The sequence below is a fragment of the Vibrio sp. SS-MA-C1-2 genome, from assembly GCF_021513135.1.
GTDB lineage: Bacteria > Pseudomonadota > Gammaproteobacteria > Enterobacterales > Vibrionaceae.
In genome coordinates, this window is the sequence record NZ_CP090981.1 from 2,151,618 (window position 1) to 2,176,746 (window position 25,129).

18 protein-coding genes are annotated in these 25,129 nt (G+C 38.1%); 8 read left to right on the top strand and 10 right to left on the bottom strand.

Annotated features, from left to right (window positions below):
• Positions 1–574: 574 nt before the first annotated feature.
• Together L0B53_RS14205 and narL are read left to right on the top strand one after the other, a co-directional pair.
• Positions 575–2,326 carry a histidine kinase gene (locus tag L0B53_RS14205; RefSeq protein WP_235060259.1) on the top strand — a complete coding sequence of 584 codons (1,752 nt, stop codon included), beginning with the start codon at positions 575–577 and terminating at the stop codon, positions 2,324–2,326.
• Positions 2,327–2,362: 36 nt separating this feature from the next.
• A complete protein-coding gene (narL, locus tag L0B53_RS14210; RefSeq protein ID WP_235060260.1) occupies positions 2,363–3,007 on the top strand; it encodes a two-component system response regulator NarL in 645 nt (214 codons plus the stop codon).
• Between the two features lie 173 nt (positions 3,008–3,180).
• Here the strand turns inward: narL and torD are convergent, their stop codons facing one another.
• Genes torD through L0B53_RS14230 form a run of 4 tightly spaced genes read right to left on the bottom strand, consistent with a single transcriptional unit; the run spans position 3,181 to position 7,681 of the window.
• Positions 3,181–3,819, bottom strand: a complete 639-nt coding sequence (gene torD / locus L0B53_RS14215) for a molecular chaperone TorD (RefSeq protein WP_235060261.1) — start codon at positions 3,817–3,819, stop codon at positions 3,181–3,183.
• Complete coding sequence (gene torA / locus L0B53_RS14220; protein ID WP_235060262.1) at positions 3,816–6,311, bottom strand: trimethylamine-N-oxide reductase TorA; 2,496 nt, start codon at positions 6,309–6,311, stop codon at positions 3,816–3,818. Before torA ends, torD begins: the two co-directional genes overlap by 4 nt.
• A gap of 13 nt (positions 6,312–6,324) precedes the next feature.
• A complete protein-coding gene (locus L0B53_RS14225) occupies positions 6,325–7,497 on the bottom strand; it encodes a NapC/NirT family cytochrome c (protein ID WP_235060263.1) in 1,173 nt (390 codons plus the stop codon).
• Between the two features lie 25 nt (positions 7,498–7,522).
• A complete protein-coding gene (locus L0B53_RS14230) occupies positions 7,523–7,681 on the bottom strand; it encodes a hypothetical protein (protein WP_235060264.1) in 159 nt (52 codons plus the stop codon).
• A 563-nt stretch (positions 7,682–8,244) separates the two neighbouring features.
• Between L0B53_RS14230 and L0B53_RS14235 the strand changes: the two genes are divergently transcribed.
• The 5 genes from L0B53_RS14235 to L0B53_RS14255 all read left to right on the top strand — a co-directional run bounded on the left by L0B53_RS14235 (position 8,245) and on the right by L0B53_RS14255 (position 12,538).
• Positions 8,245–9,495: an amino acid permease gene (locus L0B53_RS14235; RefSeq protein ID WP_235060265.1), complete on the top strand. Its 1,251-nt coding sequence runs from the start codon at positions 8,245–8,247 to the stop codon at positions 9,493–9,495.
• Between the two features lie 293 nt (positions 9,496–9,788).
• The gene (locus L0B53_RS14240; RefSeq protein WP_235060266.1) at positions 9,789–10,733 is read left to right on the top strand and encodes a YeiH family protein; all 945 of its coding nucleotides are present in this window, start codon (positions 9,789–9,791) and stop codon (positions 10,731–10,733) included.
• A gap of 374 nt (positions 10,734–11,107) precedes the next feature.
• Positions 11,108–11,320: a cold-shock protein gene (locus L0B53_RS14245; protein WP_235060267.1), complete on the top strand. Its 213-nt coding sequence runs from the start codon at positions 11,108–11,110 to the stop codon at positions 11,318–11,320.
• A gap of 210 nt (positions 11,321–11,530) precedes the next feature.
• Positions 11,531–12,058, top strand: coding sequence for a molybdopterin-guanine dinucleotide biosynthesis protein B (gene mobB, locus L0B53_RS14250; protein WP_409202813.1), 528 nt, complete (start codon positions 11,531–11,533; stop codon positions 12,056–12,058).
• A gap of 21 nt (positions 12,059–12,079) precedes the next feature.
• On the top strand, positions 12,080–12,538 hold the full coding sequence (locus tag L0B53_RS14255; RefSeq protein ID WP_235060268.1) for a methylglyoxal synthase: 459 nt from the start codon (positions 12,080–12,082) through the stop codon (positions 12,536–12,538).
• A gap of 5 nt (positions 12,539–12,543) precedes the next feature.
• Here the strand turns inward: L0B53_RS14255 and L0B53_RS14260 are convergent, their stop codons facing one another.
• Together L0B53_RS14260 and helD are read right to left on the bottom strand one after the other, a co-directional pair.
• Positions 12,544–13,014, bottom strand: coding sequence for a hypothetical protein (locus L0B53_RS14260; protein ID WP_235060269.1), 471 nt, complete (start codon positions 13,012–13,014; stop codon positions 12,544–12,546).
• A 38-nt stretch (positions 13,015–13,052) separates the two neighbouring features.
• Entirely contained in the window at positions 13,053–15,323 is a 2,271-nt protein-coding gene (gene helD / locus L0B53_RS14265) for a DNA helicase IV (protein ID WP_235060270.1), read from the bottom strand.
• Positions 15,324–15,509: 186 nt separating this feature from the next.
• Here helD and yccS point away from each other — a divergent pair, with 186 nt between their 5' ends.
• Positions 15,510–17,678 (top strand): YccS family putative transporter, encoded by a 2,169-nt coding sequence (gene yccS / locus L0B53_RS14270; protein ID WP_235060271.1) that lies wholly within the window; start codon positions 15,510–15,512, stop codon positions 17,676–17,678.
• Positions 17,679–18,169: 491 nt separating this feature from the next.
• Here yccS and narI read toward each other — a convergent pair whose 3' ends face one another.
• Genes narI through L0B53_RS14290 form a run of 4 tightly spaced genes read right to left on the bottom strand, consistent with a single transcriptional unit; the run spans position 18,170 to position 24,856 of the window.
• Entirely contained in the window at positions 18,170–18,847 is a 678-nt protein-coding gene (narI, locus tag L0B53_RS14275) for a respiratory nitrate reductase subunit gamma (protein WP_235060272.1), read from the bottom strand.
• Positions 18,844–19,560, bottom strand: a complete 717-nt coding sequence (gene narJ / locus L0B53_RS14280; protein ID WP_235060273.1) for a nitrate reductase molybdenum cofactor assembly chaperone — start codon at positions 19,558–19,560, stop codon at positions 18,844–18,846. The genes narI and narJ overlap by 4 nt, the downstream gene beginning before the upstream one ends.
• Positions 19,560–21,095, bottom strand: a complete 1,536-nt coding sequence (gene narH, locus L0B53_RS14285) for a nitrate reductase subunit beta (RefSeq protein WP_235060274.1) — start codon at positions 21,093–21,095, stop codon at positions 19,560–19,562. The genes narJ and narH overlap by 1 nt, the downstream gene beginning before the upstream one ends.
• Entirely contained in the window at positions 21,095–24,856 is a 3,762-nt protein-coding gene (locus tag L0B53_RS14290) for a nitrate reductase subunit alpha (protein WP_235060275.1), read from the bottom strand. The genes narH and L0B53_RS14290 overlap by 1 nt, the downstream gene beginning before the upstream one ends.
• Positions 24,857–25,129 lie beyond the last annotated feature (273 nt).

Sequence of the window (25,129 nt, forward strand, 5' to 3'; positions counted from 1 at the left end):
GCTTTAACATCGATTAATCATAGCTTTGCTCATTTGATGATGGACTGTTGCTATAAATTAAAAAACTCCAATCACTAGTTAACCACTAGGGTTGGAGTTTTTTTATATACATTAAGTCATTTGAATAACGAGCAAGAAAAAGTAGACACGCCCCTATTAGTATCTATGCCTAAAGTAATTGAAGTTGCTAGTAGGCGTCAAGCGAATGAGGCTCCATGAATATAGATGTACTATATGATTGGGGTGAACGAGTACAGCCAACAACCTAGCGAATTCAATTAAGAAGTGTATAAACTAAAATAAATACAATCAACAACCTAGCCTCTTAAACTGAGAGTAAATGACAACAAATAGTGCCATTCTCACACTGTCATAATTAAGTCATAATCTACGATTCCATATTTGAAATTAAAGATGTTTAAAACAAACCAGAAAATGAGTTAATAATCATTAAACAATGGGTTATTATGTCCAACTATTTTAATTTATCGTTAATCATTCGACTATAATGAAGATATAGCAAAGTATTTAATCAATATTTAGATACCTATTTCAATACTGGGATTATCCATTAATGTTTATACAAAATCTGTATCGGAAAGTACATTCAATTTCGATGCTTAATACCATTGCTTTATCACTTTGTGTATTGAGTGCTTGTGCTATCCTTAGTATTTCCGCTTCGATCTATACCACCATTGAAATTCAAGGTAACGCACACGCAATTAACAAAATTGGTCACATGAGAATGAAAGCTTATGAGGTTCTCACGTTATTACCAATTAACACGCCAGAAAAAGAAACTTCATTATTAGAAATAGATGAGGATTTAAAAGCGCAGCAGTTAACATATTTATTTAAAGAAAAGAAATTACAGCCTGCTTTTAATCACATAAAAGGCCTTTGGTATCGAGATCTAAAACCTAAGTTTTTATCAGCACAACACGCTGATGATATTCGTATTGATGTTGTTAAATTTGTCTCTCGTTTAGATGTTTTAGTTGAGCGTATAGATCGAAAAACCGAAGCAAATGTCTCTATTTTAAAAACGATTCAAACGGCATTATTAGTTGCCATTTTCTTACTCCTATATTGCGTCATTTCACAATTAAAAAGTCGAATATTTGATCCTTGGCGTCAAATTTTAGTGATGACAGAAGAACTCACTAATGGTAATTATAAGTTTCGCTATGAAACTCAAACAAAAAATAATGAGATTACTCAACTTGGCTTATTACTTAATAATATGGCTGAAGATATTAATGCATCTCAAACTAATTTGATTGAAACTATACATGAAAAAACTAAGAAACTAAGCTATCAAAACCAACTATTGGATCTTATGTTCAGAGCCAGTGGTTTGCTTATTTCTGATAATAGTAAAGATTACTGCTCATTGTTTAACCCAATTTTGAGTGAATTGAAAGAGATTACAGATTACGAAGGTATTAGTATCGAAATATTCGATCTAAATCAAGTGGCAGAAAATCAATTGATCTCAACAAATAATGATTCAAGTACATTTAATACAGAAGAGAACAAAATTTTCGAATGGCCTTTGAATGATAACCTACATCATTATGGTCTATTTAAAGTTGCGATTAGGGAAGAAAAAGAGGTAGAAAGTATTGAAATCAATTTACTTGCTTCTTTGGTAAAACAGATCACGCTTTCACTTTCTGCTCGTCATCAAGAGACGTTAACGCATAGTTTAATATTAGCCGAAGAACGAACAGCGATTGCTAGGGAATTGCACGACTCAATTGCCCAATCCCTCTCATGTCTAAAAATTGGCATTAGCTGTATGCAAATGCATCCAGCAATGAATGAACCTGAATTAAAAGAGCAATTAAAACAAGTTCGTAATGAAGTTGATCAAGCTTATACCCAACTTCGTCACTTATTAACTACGTTTAGACTTTCGTTAAATGAACCGGGATTATTCCCAGCCATTAAAGAAACAATCAATGAATTTAATAGCAAATTAGGGTTAAATATTGGTCTCGAGTACAAATTACCTGCAGATTTACTCTCTCCAAACCAATCTGTACACATTTTACAAATTATTCGAGAAGCACTGGCAAATATCCATAAACATGCAGAAGCAACAGAAGTCGATTTAAGCATGACGGTAAACCCAACCAAGGATAAGGTGACGGTTATCATTTCAGATAATGGTCGTGGAATGGAAGAAGTCAAATCGATAGAAAATCATCATGGCTTAAAAATCATGACTGAACGAGCACAATTTCTCCCTGGAACGATTGATATTCAATCAAAAGTTAACCAGGGAACTAACATATTGATTTCGATTGATATAAACTAACAGATAATTAATCACTAAACTGATAGAGCACTCATTATGAATGATACTGATCAAAAAGCGAGCATCTTACTTATTGATGATCACCCAATGTTATGTCAAGGCTTAAAACACCTTATTAGCATGAGCCCGAATATGGAAGTTATTGCGATGGCTCACAGTGGAAGTGAAGGTATAGAGTTAGCAAAAGAACACGATCCAGACCTTATTTTATTAGATTTAAATATGCCTGTTATGAATGGTCTTGATACTTTGATCGCTCTTCGTAATGAACATGTTTCAAGTCGCATCGTTATGTTTACTGTATCCAATTATAAAGGTGATTTGATCACATTAATTAAATCGGGTGCAGATGGCTACCTTCTTAAAGATATGGAACCTGAACAATTACTAGAATCCATTGATAAAGCCTGTAACGGAGAGATGGTTCTAAGCAATGAGTTAGCACCAATGTTACTAGAAGGTTTACGAGAAAAGAGCAGTAGCCAGCAAAATATTGCTGATCTAACTCGTCGTGAACTGCAAACCGCTAAGCTTATTGCTAAAGGCATGACGAATAAGATGATCGCTAAGAAGCTAGAGATCTCGGAAGGAACGGTAAAAGTTTACGTTAAATCTATTTTAAAGAAATTAAGTCTTCGTTCTCGTGTAGAGCTAGCGATCTGGATTTTAGAAGAGAATTAATTAGAAGCTAATATAAATTGCGCCGAGATTATTCTCGGCTTTTTTTCTTTAATTTTTGCTTGAACACTACCAACCAAAACAGAAATGCCGATCTTAAGTAGAATAAGATCGGCATTTTTTATTTTATAAATGGTTAAATGGCTAGTTCACAAATGATAACCGTCCCATATACATCAAGAATTCAATTCAAGATCTAACCACTCTAAATCAGATTCTAACCAAGAAAGTGTCAATCGAGCAACAGCAGAATAAAACACCCCATCTTGTCCTTTATCGACTTCAACAACCTTATTAACAAAACTATTTAACCAAGGTGTTAACGTCGTAGTGATAAATAACTTCTGCTCATCAAGTGGATCTTTGGTACATAGATGAGATAAATAAGCCAGTATAACTGCAACATGATCTGCTGGTTCACGAAATTCTGACTGCACAGACAATTCACTTTGATTTAAAAAAGTCACCATTTGTTGATGTTGAGGGCCAAAAAGAGTTGGCTCTTGTTCAGCAGTTATGGTTGTCTGATAAAGGCCAGCATAGGGTGAAGCACTATGTTTAGTCCCCACTAAAAACAGGCCACAATAGTCTGCAGCAAGTTCTAACAGATCTCGTTCACTATTTGCTTGTTCCAATGTTTTCGTGATGATTTTTATGTCATGACTAAACTGTGGATCAAGAGATAGCTGTGACCAAAATGCCATCATCTCAGTTGTTGTAAGATCTAAACGCTGTTGCGTCGAAATCTCCTTAGCAAAAAAAGATGAAAGCAATTGGTATACCTGACTTCTCACTAAATTTAACTCATCGTTCATAATTTAATTTCTATTGGTCCACCAAAAGAGCTCACAGCAGGAACTTTACCGGTAAATTTCTCAACGTCAACAACACATGAATAAGCTGCACAAGCTTGTGCAAGTTTAGAGGTACCGATATCTTGAGTTAAGGTATTTGGATCGCCATAACTACAAAGAGCGCCAATTTCATTACCGCCTTTAACGCTGCCATTTTTACCTACAGGACCAAACCAAGCCCCCTCTTCAATGCGTAACACGCCTTTCGAGTAGTGCTCAGATACAACAGCACCCGCTAATAGTTGACCACGCCCGTTGAAAACTCGAACCAGATCACCATTTTTGATCCCTTTACGCTTAGCATCTTGAGGGTTCATATAAACAGGCTCACGCCCCTTCACTGCATAGGAATAACGGAACTCTTCTGATTCACACATCTGAGAGTGCAAACGCTTATTTGGATGGCAAGATTGTAACCAGAACGGATGTTTATCTGAGCCTGGTCCACCATGACTACGTTCAGATTTCTCCATCCACATTGGGTGTCCCTGACAATCATCATATTTATAGGTCGCAATTTTACGACTATAAATCTCAATCAAACCAGACGGCGTGCCTAAAGGATTAATCTCTGGATCATCACGGAATTCAGCATGACGAACCCACGGTTTACCAGCGCCAAAATCAACATAACCTTCTTTCCAGAACGTTGCAAAGTCTGGCATAGGGAATTTACCCTTGTTGGCATTTTTACAATCGTTATACAGTAGCTCTAACCACTCTATCTCGTTCATATTTCGAGTATATTCACTTTGCTTACCTAAGACGGCTGCAAAACGTGTGAAGATATCAAAGTCACTTAAGCTATCAAACAGCGGTTCAACCATCTTATGCATCGCAATGACACCACGGTTCGAATAACTACCATATACATCAACGTCATTACGCTCGTAAGTGGTACATGCAGGTAGAACAATATCGGAGAAACGGCAGGTTGCCGTCCAGTTGACATCAACAGTAACCACACACTCTAGTTTACGGAACGCTTCTTTCATTTTGTTACGATCTTGATGATGACTCCAAGGGTTATTACCTGAAAAGACCATCATCTTAATATCAGGGAAAGTAAACTTAGAGCCATAAGCATCAATCGTTTCACCTGGGTTTAAAATAGCATCAACAAAACGAGCTACAGGAATTACCGAGCTTGCACCTTTAAAGTCATTGCTAGGGAACAGAGGTTTCTGCCCCTTATCAATACCACCAGGAAATGCACCAAAAGTTGAAGCACCAGATGATGGAACGCCAATACCAGAATAGTGGTGACCATAACTCACACCACCACCCGGAAGACCAATCTGTCCGATCATTGTCGCTAATACCGCGCCCATCCAATAAGGTTGCTCGCCGTGTTGCTGACGTTGAATACACCAACCAAACATCATTTGCGTGCGATCGGCCGTCATGCTCTTAGCCAGTTCTCGAATCACATCAACAGGTACGCCTGTAATCTTCGAAGCCCACTCAGCACTCTTCTCGACACCGTCATCTTTACCTAATACATACGGTTCAAAACGATCGTAGCCTAAACTATAGCCATCAATAAATTTCTTATCATGTAAGTTATTACTGATCATCTCATGAGCAATACCCAGCATTAATGCCACATCAGTTTGTGGATTAACATAGATATGCTCACAACCTAAATAAGCTTGAGTCTTTGTCACAACAGGATCAATGCTGATAACGCGGATCTCTTTATTCGCAATTTTCTTTTTCAATTCAGCTAAATAAGCAAATGACTCATGGGTCTCTGCATTCCAACCCACTTGTAGATTCTTAACTGGATCATTAGCCCAAAGTACCAAGGTCTTAGTCTGCTCTAAAATCACAGACCAAGAAGTACCTTGAGAGTAGACTTCTGTAGAACCAAGTACATAAGGAAGAATAACCTGCCCTGCTCCTGTCGAGTAATCGCCAGATTTCTTAACGAAGTTACCATGCATACTTACCGCACGCTGCATATGGTTAGTGCTTGAATGGAATTGACCTGTTGCACGCCAGCCTGTTTGACCTGCATGCAGAGCTGATGGGCCATAATTTGTTTGAATTTCATCTAACGAGTTTTTAAACAAATTAAGTGCTTTATCCCAAGTGACACGAACAAAGCGGAAATCACCACGTTGCGTGGTATCGCTCTTATGTCCATTTAATAAGAAATCTAAACGAACCATCGGATAACGGACACGTGATGGGTTATAGACCTGCCCAATTAAACCATTCATCATATCGGTTGGATAGTGATCAGTGAATGCATCCGTCGTTAACGGGCGCACATCTGCAATCACACCATTGTTTCGTTGCATTTGATAAGCACCAAAATGCGAACCTGTTGTTAGCCACTTCTCTTTAGGAGCCGCAGCTAAAGCTTTCATTGGCGCTAAAACCGTTGAACTACCAGCTGCAACACAAGATGTAGAAAGCAGCCCTTTTAAAAATTGTCGTCTATTCATGGGTAAGTTCCTATTACTCGTGTTTGCCGAAAGTCGATGAATGTTCTTGTAAGTATTTCTGAATTAAAGCTTGCGTCTCTTTATCCATAGAGGTAAATGAAACCATGCCTTGGAAAATACTTGGCCACGTATTGGCATCATAATGCTTCACATCTGGTTGGGCGTGACAAACACTACAGCTTGATTCATAAACACCTGACGCATAATCCCAAATTCCATCCGCACTTGGCGTTAAGTACTGATTATCAGTCCAAACTTTGGCTTCAACCTTCTGCCAAGTAAGACCAGTCAATGGATCTTCTTTTTCATCAAACGTTTGAATAACACCATCGGCTAATGCTTCTTCTTTCGTTAACTGAGCAGAGAGAATATTGACACCAAAATCGAAATAAATCACACGACCTGCACCAATACGCTTACGCCAACCATCGATACCAACTAAAACGCGGTCACCTTCAATTTCTAACACTTTCACTTTGGTCGCAATATTTAACTTACCTGCATTGGTATCACCCGTTGCAGCAGTATAAAGAGGCTTAGAAAGAATCGAGTAGTACTCTTGCCCTTTCTGTAATGAGCTTTCACCAGAACCTACCGCACTAATTAACTCTGGTGAGTTTGAGTTATCCATATCAGGTAGTTCATGAGCAATACCTTTATGACAATCCATACAGCTTTGATCTTTAGCGGCGGCTGGGATCATGCGTTGCTGCGCTAAATCGGACATCTGCTCCCAATTCATCTTGTCATAAGCATGGCAATTTTTACAAGATTGAGAACCATCAGCAGCAAAACGTTTCCACTCTTTTTGTGCCATCTCTAACCGTTTAGCTTCAAATTTTTCGTCAGTATCAATAACCCCAGTCATTTCACCCCAAATATCATTCAAGGCCGCAAACTTGCGTCCTAATTTAGGTCCTAATTCGTGAGGGATATGACAATCTGCACACTGAGCAGTCACACCTGTGCGATTCATGCCGTGAATTGTGTGTTGTAGTTCTTTTGCATTCTCTTCCATGCTATGACAACTAACACAAAATTCATCTGAACTTGTATGTTCAATGGTGGCATTTAATCCGCCCCAAAAAAATATACCTAGAGCAAATGAAGTTACTGCAATAGTACCAACAGAGAGATATTTAGCAGGACGAGTAAACGTTCGCCATAAATCAATTAACCATTTCATATATTATTCTCCAATAATCAGCCTGTTAAGAAATTGCATTGTGTTGAATAATAAATTCAACAATTGACCAAACACCAATAACAGACAATGCTAATACTGGAAGAATAATAAATAAAATAATCAAGAATTTATTGCGCTCTGAGGTTTTTGTAACATTTCCAGAAGAACTTGGCTGAGATTTCATACCATGTATACCTAAATTGAGTATAACTGATCTAATAAAGAATCCATTTCCTAAACACTTAAAACTGTTGAAAAAAATAATTTAGTGTTCTAGATCAGTGCATTAAGTTTAATTAACGATAGTAAAAAACTATTTACTACAAAAATATTGAATATTCTAAGTGCTCGACAAGTACCTATTATACGGTAATCAATTGAATTATAGTGGTAAGTTTTATTTTTATCAATTATTAAATATTAAACACACACCTTAATAACACACTTAACATTGGCAATTTTTTAATCGATTAATCAGTTAATTAACACATGTTTGTTATTAAACCTTACCTTATTTAAGGTCTATTTTATCCATATTGAGAAATTAGTTTATTACCTATTTAAGATAAACCCAGCAAATGGTAAGTTGTTTTGCCTTTGTTAAAATAAACAACTCAAAACTCCAACATATTAACATTTATAAAAGTAATTAAAGAATAATTACAAAATAATTAGAGTTATTGCCTTATTTATGATGTAATCACAAACTAGTTAACAAGTACACTTTACACAAGGTTAATATCTAAAATGAACCAAACTGATCAAAAGAGCCCTAAGTCTTCACCTCATATCCTTGGGGGTGCAATGATAATTGCCGGCACAGCTATAGGCGGCGGTATGCTTTCTTTACCTATTATTAGTGCTGGAATGTGGTTTGGTTGGTCGATATTAATTCTCATTTTCTGCTGCTTTTGTGCTTATAGTTCAGCAATGTATCTAGCAGAAGCCAATATGAATTACAAAACTGGTGTTAATTACGCCACCATGGCAAAAGATACCTTAGGAAAACTAGGTAGCGTTGGTTCATTTATCTCAGTTGGATTTGTGAGTTATATTCTTTGTTACGCTTATGTTTCTGGTGGCTCATCTGTTCTCTCTAGTACCTTTAACTCAGCCTTCAACATTCAATTACCAACTTGGCAGTACAGTGTAATTTTTGGTGCTGTTTTAGGTTTAATTGTCATGTTGGGCTCCCGTACAGTTGATCGTGTCAGTACTATCATGATAGTGGCAATGGTGATCTCTTTTGTTTGGTCCATTGTAGAGTTATCATCAAATATCAAAGTCAATTATCTATTTCCAGCGACTCCAATGAGTGACTTTTTACCCTATATTTGGGTCGGAATTCCTGTTTTAGCCATCAGCTTTGGTTTTCACAGTACCGTGCCAAGTATTGTTAAACACTATAATAAAGACATTAAAAAATCACAGCGCGCGATACTCTATGGCAGCCTACTGACGTTAACCATTTATATTATCTGGCAGTTAGCGATCCTTGGTAGTGTAGATAGGGGTGATTTTAATGCCCTAGTTTCACAAGGTGGTAATGTTAATACGCTGATTCAATCCGTGAGTGGCTCAACGGCAAGCTCATTGGTTGATGGACTATTAAGTTTCTTCGCTAAATTTGCCTTAGCAAGCTCATTTCTAGGTGTCGCTTTAGGTTTATTGGATTTTATTAAAGATTTATTTAATTTAAATGAAACTAAAGCACAACATTGGGCAGCGGGAGCCATTACGTTTATCCCTGTCATTGTTCTTGGTGCAGCGATTCCAAATGGCTTCATTGTTGCAATTGGTTATGCTTCTTTATTAGCAAGTATTTTTGTCTTTATCTTGCCGTGTAGCATTGCTTTAGTCTGTCGCCAACGTGGGAAGAGCAAAACTTATCGGTTAGCCGGTGGACAAGCAAGACTCTACTTTGTTCTATTATTTGGAGTATTGGTCTTTATCTGTGAAGCATTGGCGCTTTTAGGTTTATTACCAACATTTTTATAAATTGGAATTAAATCGTCAATATACCTAAAATAATTGGAGTTGCTAGTAGGCGGTAAGTGATTGAGGCCCCAGGAGTGTAGGTGTACTACATGATTGAGCCGAGTGAATGTAGCTAATGACCTAGCAGCTCCAAGTACGAAGGGATAAATATAAAAGTGGTTTATCACAATCAACAGCTTCACCTAAGCGTTAGGTTATAAACAGAAAAAATTCAACCTTATTTTTCAATAATAACTAGAAATACCTCACTTATAGTTGTTAAAATACGCCTCTTTTTTCAATCATTGTTGATCATGTCGTTAAATATATCATTGTTATTTCAAAAAAAATCTTTACCTTTCACTGTATTAGCATTTTTAGCACTAACTCCCTTTTTTAATTCACCTATTGCACTTATCTCTGGGTTTATCCTTTCATTGTTGGGCTTAATTCCCAAAGAGATTAATATTCAAGCTTGGACCAAAAAGTTACTCTCTTATTCCATTATTGGGCTAGGATTTGGTATCAACCTTGACCAAGCCATCTCGGTAACCTCTCATGGCTTAGGCTTAATTGTTAGTACTATCGCCGGCACACTAATCATTGGAATGCTAATAACTAAAGCTTTAAAATTAGAGAGTAAAACGGGTTACTTAATTGCATCAGGCACAGCTATTTGTGGTGGGAGTGCAATAGCGGCAGTTTCTCCAGCAATTAATGCACGAGGTGAACAAACAGCCCTTGCTCTAGCCGTCGTATTTGTACTTAACTCCATAGCATTGGTTCTTTTCCCTTTATTAGGCCATTGGTTTGGTCTTAGCCAACAAACCTTTGGTATGTGGTCAGCAGTTGCAATCCATGACACATCTTCAGTTGTTGGAGCTGCGTCAGCTTATGGTGAAGAAGCCTTAAAAATTGCAACCACATTAAAATTGGCGCGCGCACTATGGATTATCCCTGTTGCATTTATTAGTGCTATTTTATTTAAAAGTGAGAGTAAAAAAATCACCCTACCTTACTTCATCTTTTTTTATTGTGCCGCAATTCTGACTCATCATTATGTACCTCAATTTGAATCTATTTATCACACCATATTCGTTGGAGCCAAACAGTTATTGATCTTAGCCTTATTTCTAATTGGCTGTGGAATTTCAATACAAAAACTCAAACAAGCAGGGATCAAACCATTAATATTAGGCGTATCCTTATGGATTATTATCGCTACATCATCATTAATCTGGTTGATACTGACAAACTAGTTAAATTTAAATTGGACTCTTCAATAAAACTAACTAATGCAGATTTCAATAAAAAAATGAAATTAACAACTTTTAAAACAAACACTTAATCAAAAAATTAAGTTTATCACCTAGTAGTTTGTCAGTTAAATTTAACCCTATATTTAATAATTTAAATCATTATTTACTCAAATAGGGTTTACTTATCTCTTCTACATGGTAATCTACACGGGCTCTGTAGTTTGGAGTTATTAAATACCGTAAAAGTACAAGATAATCCGTAGATACATTATTGTTCTCTGTGTTTCCCTTAGCTTTATCGTAACAATTAATAATTCGATTGCTCAGACCTTCGCATAAAGCGATTTTTTAACGAATTTAAATAAGGGACAATTATGTCTAATACAAATACTGGTACTGTTAAGTGGTTTAACGAAGAGAAAGGTTTTGGTTTCATCACTCAAGACAACGGCGGCGCTGACGTATTCGTACATTTCCGTGCAATCGTTTCTGACGGTTTCAAAACTCTAGCTGAAGGCCAAAAAGTATCTTTTGGTGTTGAGCAAGGCCAGAAAGGTCTTCAAGCTGTTAACGTTTCTCCTTTATAATTTCGATTATAATTTAGAATGTTAAAAAAAATACGGGCTAAGGTCCGTATTTTTATTTCTGCCATTTAAATCCTCCCAACGCAAGTTCCTTTACTCTCCTCTCGTTATTTCAAATTACCACTATTGTATCCCTATTTGTTGTTTCTTCTCTATTGCATTTCAAAATCGTCAGTGAGATTATAACTCTCTATTCAATTACTCTTTTTTTTGATGATGAAAACAATTATAGGTTTTGCCGGTTATAGCGGTTCTGGAAAAACAACACTATTAGAAAAATTAATTCCTAAGTTAAAAGCAAATGGAATACGAATTGGTTTAATCAAACATAGCCACCATCAAATAGAACCTGATAAACCAGGGAAAGACAGTTACCGACTCCGGCATGCAGGTTGTGATCAAACCTTACTTGCAACTAAAGAACGTCACATGCTCTACTTTGAGTACCCGGAATCAACTAGAAGTGAACCCTCTCTTAATGAATGTCTTCAACAATTAGATCATAGTCAGCTTGATCTTATTCTTGTTGAAGGATTTAGAGATCAGGCAATACCAAAAATAGAAATTCACAAGCAGGATTGTCAGCGTCCAAAATTTTATCTAAATGATAACAATGTAATTGCTTTCGTCACTCAAGATATTAAAAACTGTCAACTCCCCATCCCCGTATTTAATCGAAATAATATTTCAGAAATATCTCAATTTATACTAACGTTTTACCATCAGAATATTCATTCATAATTATATATAAGGTTTAATTCCATGGATATAACTACCAGAATAATGCAGAAAAACAAACATATTGCGCTTGTTGCTCACGATAATTGCAAAATAGATCTCATTCGTTGGACGGCTGAACATAAAGAGACATTAGAACAGCATACCCTATACGCAACTGGTACCACAGGCTATTTATTAGAGAAAGAGAATAAACTAGAAATTACAAAGTTAATCTCTGGTCCAATGGGTGGCGACCAACAACTCGGTGCGCTTATTTCTGAAGGTAAAATCGATTTAATGGTATTCTTTTGGGACCCGTTAAATTCAGTTCCTCATGATCCAGATGTGAAAGCTTTATTACGTATCTCTGCGGTATGGAATATTCCCGTAGCAACTAACAGAGCAACAGCAAATTTCTTAATTAGTTCGCCGTTAATTAAAGAAGAAGTAGCTATCGAAATTCCAGATTACGATAGCTATATTCAAGAACGTACAAAATAAAGCTATTACTCAAGGGTGACTGATTTGATTGTATCAGTCACTGCTTTTAAATCTGGTTTATCTTCAGTTTTCGCTGCCTCTTCTACCTTTTCAGTAAGATTGTTTTGCAACTCCTCGGCTGATTTTTGTAGCGACTCATTGACTTCAGCAACCTTTTCATTTGCCGTTTCAACTTGTTCTGAAACAGCGGCTTTAACTTCTTCCGCTTTCTCTTCGACTTGCTTCTTCGCTTCCTCGACAGCCTTATCGACCACTTCGTCTAGTTTCTCTTCAGTGACATCTTCTTTATTGCTTTCATCTCTCACAGCAGGCTCACTATCACTTGCCGCAGGTTGAGCGTCGGCAGTATTCGTCGTATCCGTTTCTACAACGTCTTCACCTCCTGTCGCGACAGGGCTCTCTGCTTTGTTATTAAAATAATAAAGTGCACCAAATGCCAACACAACCAATATGATGACCAACTTAAAATTTTTCATTGATTTAAACTCCTTAATTTATGATAAAGAGTTGTCATCTATTTGAGATTAATTCTCACCCCACAATTGACGTTATAATTATTAAAAACCAATTCCCGAATAAAAGGAGAAGCTTTATTTTTATCACAACAGAGCCAAACTTGCTTTTTTGCTCGAGTCAAAGCGACATAAAAAAGCCGACGCTCCTCAGCAAACTCAAATGATTCCAACGAAGATAATAGTACGGATTCTAAGCCTCGTTGCTGTCTTAATGGTGGGAAAATCCCTTCATCAACATCAATAATAAAAACATATTCAGCCTCTCTGCCTTTACTGCTGTGACAGGTCATTTTTTCAATCTGTAGATGATTATACTGGTTTTCGCTGACAGCAAGTTGTTCTAACTGTCGATTATTACGTGCTAAAATCAAAACTGAACTCTGTTCTGGCAATTTTTGTAATGTCTGCTCTAATTTTTTCATCTCAATAATTGAGATCGCTTTTTTCTTCTGCTGCTTAAAACTATTTAATACTTTCTTTAACTGACTAGGATTTTGTTGAATGAAAAGATTAGCAACCTCTCCAATCATATTATTAAAACGATAAGTCGTATCTAGAGATTGAATTTCACTATTAACAAAACGAGTCGAAAACTCAGTCGTTAAAGCGAGTTTAGCTCCTGCAAATTGATAAATGGCTTGCCAGTCATCACCTACCGCAAAAATAGAAGCGGTTTGTTGCTGGTTTTTATTAAAACAGAGCGCATCAATCAAATCCAAACGTTCAGGCGATATGTCTTGATATTCATCGACCATAATATAGTGCCAAGGAGACTTAAATCGGTCACTTTTGGCATATTTAGTTGCTAAGCTAATTAAGGTATTAAAATCTTGGCTTTGTGTTTTTTTGAGTTCGGCAAGATAACTTTTGTAAAGCGGCCAAATTAATTCCAGTTCACTTCTTAATTGTTCAATTTTTTCATTACCTTGTTCATCAATTTTACTTTGTAACGCTTTTTTATTAGATCCATTTTGAACTAAAAGCATGATTAATCGCCAAATGAAATTGAGTAATTTCTCATCATGCCGCTTCTGATTCAGCTGCTCTTCGGATGCAATATTTTGCTTCAAGCTTGCTAACGGCCAGGCTTTAATATGTTTTAGCCACCGATTGAGTTTGGCTTTTTGTTGCCAAGTAACTTCAAGCTGTGATGATAACCAAACATGCTGCTGTTCTTTATCACTCGCTAATGAAGAAATTTTTACCGCATTCCCCTCCACCTCTTTAATGATCTGCATCGCTAAATGGTGGAATGTACAAGACAACACACGCTGCTGACTAAACTCTTTTACCCGTTGCGATAACTCTTTTGCCGCCTTATTACCAAAAGCTAACATTAAAATTTGATCTTTTTCAGCTTGTTCAGAGGCTAATAGGAATGCAGCCCTTGCGGCTAACACACTTGTTTTTCCTGATCCTGCACCCGCTAAAATAAGATTAGCATCCTCATCACATAACAAAGAATCAACCTGCGAAGAATTTAGCGGGTGAGACTCAATGCTATCTAGCCAGGGTTGCCATTGTGCTAAAAGTTGAACTTGGTTTTGACGGTTAAATATTGTTTGAGCTTCAATCGGTTGATTTATCCAGCATAATATCGGCTGATAACGTTGATAATCATGTTTTAATGCAAAACTAAACGAAAGATTATACTCAATGAATGCCGCAGTTAACTGTTGCTGTAACTGTTCTAATTGCGATGAACGCAAATAGGCACTGGGCTTTACCCACTCTCGGATCAAATCGATTAACGGGGTATAGGCTTTATCTAATTTACTCATCTCCGTTTTATGCCATTGTTGATATTGTCGATCAATCTGTTGACAAAATTCAGCACATTGTTGCCATGGGAGTCCATAAACAGTAGATCTCAATACTTTTGATGAGGTCTCTATCATCCTTTCATTGTATTGCTCATTTTCATCCTGATCAGGGAGATTAAATTCCTGATGACCAACAACGTACGCTTGTTGATCTGTAATATATCGATAATCGATTTTTTTCTCTAAAGGTTGAGTATTTTGACGGCTAAAATGCGTTAATGAGGTGATAGTGAATGTATCTTGATTCGACAGTCCATCAATACCACGAAATGTGACTCGTCCCCAACGAAGGCCTCGTTGTAACTGATAATCACCATTCCAGCACTCAAATGGAATAGTTAATATATAATGAGAGGAGAGAAGACGGATCTGATTATCATTTAGGCAAATTTTAGAAAAGTCCCAACGAGACATAAGTGAAGCCAACCGTGACGCATTAATTTCCATCTTAAAATCTCAACTCTTTCTTTTTATCATCATTATCTTTGATATTAACCATCTAATTTCAGCCCTTTTTTAGTACAATAATTGAGATAAAGAACAATTTAAATGATTAAAATGTATGAGTAGGTTAAATTCCAGCCATAATCTCATATAAGTTTAGCAAATCATGGAATAAATACTGGAGCTTAATTGAAAAGTATCACTTCACAAATTGCACAATTCTGGTCAAAAGATCATATCAATTACAGCTTTCGTGTGCTTATCGCATTAACTGGTGCAGCGTTAACTTTTTTGTATTTTAATGAACTCGATTACGTGGTTCCCATTATATTAGGCGTTATTGCCTCCGTACTTGCTGAAACTGATGATAACTCAAAAGGGCGCATTAACGCATTGATTATCATGCTAAGTTGCTTCTTTATTGCTTCATTATCAATAGAACTGCTATTTGATACCCCGCTACTTTTTGCAATAGGACTTTTTACCTCTTGTATCGGTTTTATTATGATTGGCGCAATCGGTCAACGGTACGCCGCTATCTCATTTGCTTCAATCCTATTAGCCGTTTATACCATGATTGGTCATCAAATTAGCCCTTCATTCTGGTTTCAACCCACATTTTTGTTAATTGGTGCCGCTTGGTACAGCTTAGTTTCACTTGTTTGGCAAATGATATGGCCTTATAAGCCCGTTCAACAAAGTTTATCGAATCTCTTTACTCAGTTCGCCGATTATCTAGAATATAAAAGCGAACTATTTATTCCAGTTTCCAATTTAACGCCTCAACCTTATAGAATCAAAGCAGCAGCCCTCAATAATAGAGTTGTCGCAGCATTAGAGCAGACTAAACAGACGATCCAGCATCGATCTAAACAAGGAAAAACAAATCAATTAAATGATCGTTATTTAAAAATTTACTTTCTTGCCCAAGACATGCACGAACGAGCAAGTTCTAGCCATTACCGCTATCAAGATCTTGCCAACGCATTTAATCGTAGTGATATCTTATTTAGGTTTAATTTATTGATGAAACTACAATCTGAGGCTTGCCGTGATATTTCCAATGCCATCTTATTGAATCAAACTTATCACCATGATGACAAGATCAAAACCACTTTACTCGATATCAAGGCTGCTCTTGATTTCTTACAACAACAAGAGCGTGAAGAATGGCAAATACTGTTAATGCAGCTTGAGTATTTATTCGATAATTTATCTGCCATTGAACAACAATTGGCGAATATTACCAATAATGATAAATTAAATGCAGATACTCTCGAAGAAACTAAACTCTCAGACACCTTGCCACACAATTTATCAAGTATGGCATCTGCCGTTATCAATGATATTCGTCTTAACTCATCACGATTTCGTCACAGCGTTCGTTTAGCGATAGCATTGACCGTCGGTTATGGCATTGTTCAACTTTTTGATTTAGAACATGGTTATTGGATATTATTGACCACATTACTCGTTTGTCAGCCAAACTATGGTGCAACGAAAAACAAGTTAACCCAGCGCATAGCAGGAACTATTATAGGTTTATTAGTTGGAGCTCCCCTGCTCTATCTATTAACCAACTCCGCGGCTCAGCTCACCATGATCGTTATTTCTGGTTTGATATTTATCACTTATCGAACCAACAGATATACATTAGCCACCGCTTCAATTACCATTTTAGTGTTATTTTGTTTTATTGAGCCAATCGAAGCGTTTGAAGTCATGATACCTAGGTTAGGTGATACCATTATTGGTTGTGCCTTAGCCGTTATCTCAGTAATGTACATCCTTCCTGACTGGCAATATAATAAATTGCATAAAGTGATGGCTTCGGCGATTGAAGGGAATTGTCGCTATCTTGATCAAATCATCGCTCAATACCGTATTGGCAAAAAAAATGATCTTAAATACCGTATTGCACGTCGAGATGCTCACCATGCAGATGCTAATTTATCAACAACCATCAGTGACATGTTAGCTGAACCAGAGCGTTACCAAAGTCACAAAGCAGAAAGTTTCCGCTTCCTCACCCTTAATCATGCATTATTAAGTTATATTTCAACGTTAGGGGCACATCGACGTCAATTGGATTGTGATAATACCCATCTATTGATCTCTCAAGCTCATCGCCAGATTCATTTCGAGTTGGTATTTATTCAACAAACCTTGCTCGATAATGCCGATCAGATTGCGCAAAATGAATTAGAACACAATCGAAAACTTCTTGAGAATCAATTGAATCAATGGAATAAACGAAGTCAAGATCCTTCGGTCATGGTATTTCAGCAATTACATTTGATTTATATGATGCTAGAAGAGATGAGAGAGTTAGCGGCCACTTTAAAATCGGTGCATTAATTGCCATAGTCTGCATCTTGTCATGGCTATAAACTGCGGTTCCATATTAAAGTTTGTGCAATATTCCTGGTCATTAAAGCAAGCAGTAATCGAAGTATAGATGTTCTATTTAATAGGCGCTAACTGACGCTAACAACCTAATAACACCCAGCATTAAGCGCATGATTAAAACGATTGCAGTGAATATACCTAAAATAATTGGAATTGCTAGTAAGCGACAAGGGAGTGCAGCCCCATGAGTATAGGTGTGCTATATGATTGAGGCGAGCGAGTGCAGCCAACAACCTAGCGACTTCAAATATGAAGGGTGTAGAGATGATTAAAGCAAATCAATGTAACCGTATTGAGTATAAATATCGAGACTTTCATGTAATAAGTCGATAAATAGAATGCATCAAATTATCTATATATTAAATAAGAAAAAACCGCCATTTGGTTAAACTATAGCTAGTCAACCAAACGGCGGCTTCTTTATTCAGTAAAGTGTCAGATTAACGACGCTTACGAACTAATTGGTAACGACGAGTTAAGTATTCAACTGGAACACTCCAGATGTGCACTAAACGGCTGAATGGGAATAGAACAAACAGCGTCATACCTAAAATTAAGTGTATTTTGTAGATTGGTGCAACATCATGGATGAATTGTGCTGGATCTGAACCAAACGTCACAACACCCTGTGCCCAATGTACCAGTTTCATCATTTCAGTGCCGTCCATATGTTGGGCAGAGAAAGGAATCGTTAATACACCTAAACATGCTTGAATAAATAGCAATGCAATAATTAGAATATCCATTGTGCTTGATGTAGCACGGATACGTGGATTAGTTAAACGACGTTTTAGTAGCATGAAACCACCAATAATCGTTAAGATACCTGCACCACCACCACCGATCATTGCCATTTTTTGTTTAACAGCAATAGGCAACCAAGCTTCATACATCCAATGAGGCGTCAACATACCTAAGAAGTGACCCGCAAATACACCTAAAATACCCAAATGGAATAAGTTAGATGCTAGACGCATGTTCGACTTATCTAGCAGTTGGCTTGATCCTGCACGCCATGTGTATTGACCATGATCGTAACGGATCCAACTCCCGATGAAAAAGATACCAGCCGCAAGATACGGATAAATATCAAAAAAGAAACGGTCGAAAAAACTCATTGTTTATCTCCAGTAATAGAACCTATATCAATGTACTGTGGTTGTACTTTGTCATTAAAACGCTTCTGGTGAGATACCTTTTGCGCAGACTCACAACCCTCTTCGCCAAGGAACTTAACTTGTTCCTCTTCCCATACTGCATCTAATGCTTCTGGGGTATCGTCACGAGCTTCTTTACTCACTTGCTCATCAAGCGCGTTAGTTGCAATGCCTGTGGTCGATAGCTCAAGTAGAACATCGAAAAGAATACCGTACTGACTATTTCTTGAATGTAGACGTGAGCCTAACAGCGCAAGAATCGGTGCAATATCTTTTAAACCTTGTGTTGCTTCTTCATTACTTTGAGTCGATAAATACTCTAAGTAAACAGGAAGGTGATCAGGTAACTCTTTGCTGCTGATCTCTAAACCGGCTTCTTTATACTGGTTCATTAAGTCAACCATCGCTTGACCACGATCACGAGATTCGCCGTGAACATGTTCAAACAATAATAAAGATAACGAACGACCACGATCAAATAGCTCGGTGAAGGACGCTTGGGCATCCATCTTATTTTGATCAGTTAATGACGCAAGAAACGTATGCAATTGTGCTTTCTGAGAAAGTGACAAATCTGCATCTTCATCGATTGTCTCATTAAATTCTTTAAGATTAGTCCAGAGCGGAAGCTCTGGATAATCAAGAAATAACGAGATTAGCTTTAAGCAATCCATTATTTCCCCTTAGTACTGTTAGCGCCAACATCGATTGCATCAATGCGCTTGCTGTCAAATAAGTTGAATTTAGTATCGCTACCGTGACAACCATCACCAAAGCTAAATCCACAACCTTTGCTTTCAGGGAATGCTTCACGAGCTTGTTCTCTGTGGCTAGTTGGGATAACGAAACGATCTTCGTAGTTAGCAATCGCTAAATAGCGGTACATCTCTTTCGCTTGTGCTTCAGTTAAACCGGCTTCTTCTAGTGCAGAGATGTCATGAACACCGTCTACTGTTTCAGCACGTTTATAGTGACGCATTGCCATCATGCGGTTTAAGGCACTTAATACTGGCTTCTCATCACCTGCAGTTAACAAGTTAGCAAGATATTTCACTGGAATACGCAGCTTAGAAATATCAGGCAGTACGCCTTCACCATCAATCATACCCGCTTCAGAAACAGCTTGAATTGGTGATAGTGGTGGCACATACCATACCATTGGTAATGTTCTGTATTCTGGGTGTAAAGGAAGCGCTAATTTCCAATCAACAGCCATTTTATAAACAGGCGATTGTTGAGCGGCTTCAATCACACTCATAGGAATATCTTGAGCAAGTGCTTCTTTAATCACTTCAGGATCATTTGGATCCAAGAAGATACTTAACTGGCTCTCGTAAAGATCTTTTTCGTTTTCAACTGATGCAGCCTCTTCAATGCGGTCTGCATCATAAAGAAGAACACCTAAGTAACGAATACGGCCTACACATGTTTCAGAACATAATGTTGGTTGACCATTCTCAATACGAGGGAAACAGAATGTACATTTTTCTGATTTTCCGCTCTTCCAGTTGAAGTAGATCTTCTTGTATGGACAGCCTGTCACACACATACGCCAACCGCGACACTTATCTTGGTCAATAAGTACGATACCATCTTCTTCACGCTTGTAGATTGCGCCACTTGGACATGTCGCTGCACAAGCTGGGTTCAGACAGTGTTCACATAGACGAGGAAGATACATCATGAATGTATTTTCAAACTCACCGTACATCGCTTTTTGAATTTCGTTAAAGTTGTAATCTTTAGAACGTTTTTCAAATTCACCACCTAAGATATCATCCCAGTTTGCACTGTTTTCAATCTTATCCATACGCTTACCTGTGATCAGGGAACGTGGACGAGCAATAGGCTGATGCTTCACTTCTGGTGAATTCTGTAGCTTTTCATAATCGAACGTAAACGGTTCGTAGTAATCATCAATGGTTGGCATATCTGGGTTACTAAAGATATTTGCCAGCAGGCCGACTTTACCGCCCATTTTAGGTTCTAGTTTACCGTTAATTTTACGGATCCAGCCACCTTTCCATTTTTCTTGATTTTCCCAATCAGCGGGATAACCAACACCAGGTTTACTTTCAACGTTGTTAAACCATGCATATTCCATACCTTCACGGCTGGTCCATACATTTTTACAGGTGACAGAACAAGTATGACAACCAATACATTTGTCTAGGTTTAAAACCATTCCGACTTGAGAACGAATCTTCATTATTTTATCTCCTCGCCGTTATTCTTTGATTGTGAATAGTCATTACCTTCACCATCCAACCAATTAATATCTTTCATCTTACGAACAACTACAAACTCATCACGGTTTGAACCCACGGTTCCGTAATAGTTGAAGCCATAAGATTGTTGCGCATAACCACCAATCATATGAGTTGGCTTAGGCGTGATACGTGTTACAGAGTTATGGATACCACCACGTTGTTGAGTCACTTCTGAACCCGGTAAGTTCACAAGACGCTCTTGAGCGTGATACATCATTACCATACCTGCTGGAATACGCTGGCTGACGACAGCACGTGCAGTTAATGCACCATTACTGTTGAATGCTTCTAGCCAATCGTTATCTTCAATACCGAGCTCTTTCGCATCATCTTCACTCATCCAAACAATTGGACCACCACGTGACAACGTCAACATCAGTAAGTTTTCACTGTATGTTGAGTGAATACCCCACTTCTGGTGCGGTGTTAAGAAGTTAAGCGCTTTCTCAGGGAAGCCATTACTCTTCTTATCTGCGATTTGTGCGATAGAACGGGTATCAACTGGCGGACGGTAAGTGACTAAGCTCTCACCGAATGCACGCATCCACTCATGATCTTGATACAACTGCTGGCGACCAGACAGTGTACGCCATGGAATCATCTCATGAACGTTGGTGTAACAGGCGTTATAAGAGACATGTTCATCTTCAAGACCAGACCAAGTAGGACTAGAGATAATCTTACGTGGTTGCGCTTGAATATCACGGAAACGAATTTTTTCGTCTTCTTTATTCAATGCTAAGTGAGTATGGTCAAGACCAGTTTTCTTACTTAGTGCATCCCACGCTTTCACTGCTACCTGACCATTGGTTTCAGGTGCAAGAGAAAGAATAACTTCTGCCGCATCAATTGCCGTTTCAATCTTAGGACGACCTTTGTTTGCCCCCTCTTCATGAACGTAGTTAAGCTCTTTTAAGAAATCAACTTCTTTCTTTGTATCCCAGTTGATACCTTTGCCACCATTACCTTGCTCATCCAATAGAGGACCAAGCGCAGTGAATCGTGCGTAAGTATTCGGGTAGTCACGCTTAACCACTTTAAGGTGAGGTGCCGTTTTACCAGGGATTAAATCACACTCGCCTTTTTTCCAATCCAGAACATCAAATGGTTGCGCCATTTCTGCTGCTGAATCGTGCTGAATAGGTAGTGTCACTAAGTCAGTCTCTTCACCTAGGTGACCAACACTCACTTCAGAGAATTTCTTCGCAATACCTTTATAGATATCCCAATCACTCTTCGCTTCCCAAGCAGGATCAACTGCCGCAGAAAGTGGGTGAATGAATGGGTGCATGTCAGATGTATTCATGTCATCTTTTTCATACCATGTTGCAGTTGGCAATACGATATCTGAGAATAAACATGTACTTGACATACGGAAATCAAGGGTAACAACAAGGTCTAATTTGCCTTCAGTTGCTTGGCTTTCCCAATCTAATTCGTTAGGGATTGTGCCATCTTGCTGACCTAAATCTTTACCTTGGATACCATTTTCAGTACCTAGTAAATACTTAAGTAAATATTCGTGACCTTTACCTGAAGAACCTAATAGGTTTGAACGCCAGATAAACATGTTACGCGGATAGTGCTTTTCAGGTTGCTCAGAAGCAAAACGAATTGAACCATCTTTAAGACCATTGACGGTGTAATCTTCAATGCTCTCACCTTTCGCTTCAGCTTGTTTCGCTAAAGTTAATGGGTTGACATTAAGCTGTGGAGAAGATGGTAACCAACCAAGGCGCTCTGCCTTCACGTTTAGGTCAACCAAGCTTTCACTATAATCCGCTTTATTGGCCATTGGAGATAGAAGCTCTTCAGTCTTCACGGTCTCATAACGCCACTGACTTGAGTGGTTATAGAAGAATGATGTACTGTTCATGTGGCGTGGCGGCTTCTGCCAATCCAGACCAAATGCTAATGGCTGCCAACCTGTTTGTGGACGAAGTTTTTCTTGTCCAACGTAGTGAGCCCAGCCACCACCACTCTGACCAACACAACCACAGAAGATTAGCATGTTGATTAGACCACGGTATGATGCATCCATGTGGAACCAGTGGTTTAGACCAGCACCCACGATGATCATTGAACGACCACGAGTCTTCTCAGCATTTTCACCAAATTCTGTTGCAATACGGATAATTTCAGAACGCTTAACGCCTGTAATTTTCTCTGCCCATGCTGGAGAATATGCTTTTACTTCATCATAGTTAGCTGCACAATGTTCATCATTTAAGCCACGATCAACACCGTAGTTAGCCATGGTTAAGTCATAAACACTGGTTACTAGAATCTCTGAACCGTCAGCGCCTTGTAGACGTTTAACAGGCAGTTTATGTTTAATCACATCTTCAAGTTCTACACCAGCGAAGTTATCACTTGGCAGACCACCGAAGTATGGGAAGCCCACATTCACGATATCATCAGCAGAGTCAACAAGACTTAGACGTAAATTACGCTCTTTGTCACTCTTACCATCTTTAATTTCTAGGTTCCACTTGCTTTCATCAGTACCCCAACGGTAACCAATAGAGCCTTGTGGTGCAATTAGCTCACCGGTTTCAGAATCGATAGCAATCGTTTTCCACTCAGGATTATTCTCTTGACCTAAGTTATCAACTAAATCAGAGGCACGAAGCATACGACCCGCGGCATAACTGCCATCTTCACGTTTCTCAAGTGCAACCAACATTGGCATATCTGAATACTGTGCTGCGTAGTTTTGGAAATATTCTACAGAGCGTTTAGTGTGAAATTCTGTTAGTAATACATGACCCATTGCCATTGCCATTGCACTATCAGTACCCTGTTTAGGGTTTAACCAATGGTCACAAAGTTTTGCAACTTCGGCATAATCTGGAGTAATCGCAACAGTTTTTGTACCTTTATAGCGAACTTCAGTGAAGAAGTGAGCATCAGGAGTACGTGTTTGAGGAACGTTAGAACCCCAAGCAATGATATAAGAAGAGTTATACCAGTCCGCTGATTCAGGTACATCAGTCTGCTCGCCCCAAGTCATTGGAGAAGCAGGTGGTAAATCACAATACCAATCATAGAAGCTCAGACAAGTACCACCAATCAGTGATAAATAACGAGCACCTGCTGCGTATGACACCATAGACATTGCAGGGATTGGAGAGAAACCAACGATACGGTCAGGACCATGCTCTTTTGCTGTATGAACGTTAGACGCTGCAATTAGCTCATTCACTTCATCCCAGTTGGCACGAACAAACCCACCACGACCGCGCGCTTTTTTATACTGCTTCATCTTCTCATCATCTGATGCAATAGATTTCCATGCATCAACCGGATCAGCGTGAATTGCTTTAGCTTCTTGCCATAACTTTAATAAGCGCTTACGGATCATTGGATATTTAACACGGTTAGCACTGTATAAATACCAAGAATAACTTGCACCACGAGGACAACCACGTGGTTCGTGATTTGGAAGATCTGGACGTGTACGAGGGTAATCAGTTTGCTGAGTTTCCCATGTTACTAGGCCATTCTTTACATAAATCTTCCAGCTACAAGAGCCAGTACAGTTTACACCATGGGTAGAACGTACAACCTTGTCATGTTGCCAACGAGTACGATACCCGTCTTCCCAATCGCGGTTAGTAGAAAGTTCTTGGCCATGGCCATTTGAAAAAGTATCGCCTAACTGTTTAAAGTAACGAAACCGGTCAAGAAATTTGCTCATCCGGAGATCTCCTCATCACATATGTGATTTTTAATATTAACAACAGAATAACTATGCGGCAGAGAATAAAGATTTATCTGCCATAATAACTTGATCCAAATCAAGTTACGTTTAAGTTAAAATTTTGGAACAACTTTATTACTCATTTGGGGGTACCTATCCAACCCCACTAAATAAAAAGTAAACCATTGAATTAAAAGGCCTTTCATAAATAAAGAACAAGATAGTTACTTTAAAAAATATTTTTAAAGTAATTTTTAGGTAATTTCACTA

What these genes read in the sequence shown, in the direction of transcription:
- narI (WP_235060272.1), bottom strand. Translation starts at nt 18,847, where the DNA reads ATGAGTTTTTTCGACCGTTTCTTTTTTGATATTTATCCGTATCTTGCG.
- L0B53_RS14225 (WP_235060263.1), bottom strand. Translation starts at nt 7,497, where the DNA reads ATGAAATGGTTAATTGATTTATGGCGAACGTTTACTCGTCCTGCTAAA.
- torA (WP_235060262.1), bottom strand. Translation starts at nt 6,311, where the DNA reads ATGAATAGACGACAATTTTTAAAAGGGCTGCTTTCTACATCTTGTGTT.
- narJ (WP_235060273.1), bottom strand. Translation starts at nt 19,560, where the DNA reads ATGGATTGCTTAAAGCTAATCTCGTTATTTCTTGATTATCCAGAGCTT.
- narH (WP_235060274.1), bottom strand. Translation starts at nt 21,095, where the DNA reads ATGAAGATTCGTTCTCAAGTCGGAATGGTTTTAAACCTAGACAAATGT.
- mobB (WP_409202813.1), top strand. Translation starts at nt 11,531, where the DNA reads ATGATGAAAACAATTATAGGTTTTGCCGGTTATAGCGGTTCTGGAAAA.
- narL (WP_235060260.1), top strand. Translation starts at nt 2,363, where the DNA reads ATGAATGATACTGATCAAAAAGCGAGCATCTTACTTATTGATGATCAC.
- L0B53_RS14205 (WP_235060259.1), top strand. Translation starts at nt 575, where the DNA reads ATGTTTATACAAAATCTGTATCGGAAAGTACATTCAATTTCGATGCTT.
- torD (WP_235060261.1), bottom strand. Translation starts at nt 3,819, where the DNA reads ATGAACGATGAGTTAAATTTAGTGAGAAGTCAGGTATACCAATTGCTT.
- L0B53_RS14255 (WP_235060268.1), top strand. Translation starts at nt 12,080, where the DNA reads ATGGATATAACTACCAGAATAATGCAGAAAAACAAACATATTGCGCTT.
- L0B53_RS14245 (WP_235060267.1), top strand. Translation starts at nt 11,108, where the DNA reads ATGTCTAATACAAATACTGGTACTGTTAAGTGGTTTAACGAAGAGAAA.
- helD (WP_235060270.1), bottom strand. Translation starts at nt 15,323, where the DNA reads ATGGAAATTAATGCGTCACGGTTGGCTTCACTTATGTCTCGTTGGGAC.
- L0B53_RS14230 (WP_235060264.1), bottom strand. Translation starts at nt 7,681, where the DNA reads ATGAAATCTCAGCCAAGTTCTTCTGGAAATGTTACAAAAACCTCAGAG.
- L0B53_RS14240 (WP_235060266.1), top strand. Translation starts at nt 9,789, where the DNA reads ATGTCGTTAAATATATCATTGTTATTTCAAAAAAAATCTTTACCTTTC.
- L0B53_RS14290 (WP_235060275.1), bottom strand. Translation starts at nt 24,856, where the DNA reads ATGAGCAAATTTCTTGACCGGTTTCGTTACTTTAAACAGTTAGGCGAT.
- L0B53_RS14235 (WP_235060265.1), top strand. Translation starts at nt 8,245, where the DNA reads ATGAACCAAACTGATCAAAAGAGCCCTAAGTCTTCACCTCATATCCTT.
- L0B53_RS14260 (WP_235060269.1), bottom strand. Translation starts at nt 13,014, where the DNA reads ATGAAAAATTTTAAGTTGGTCATCATATTGGTTGTGTTGGCATTTGGT.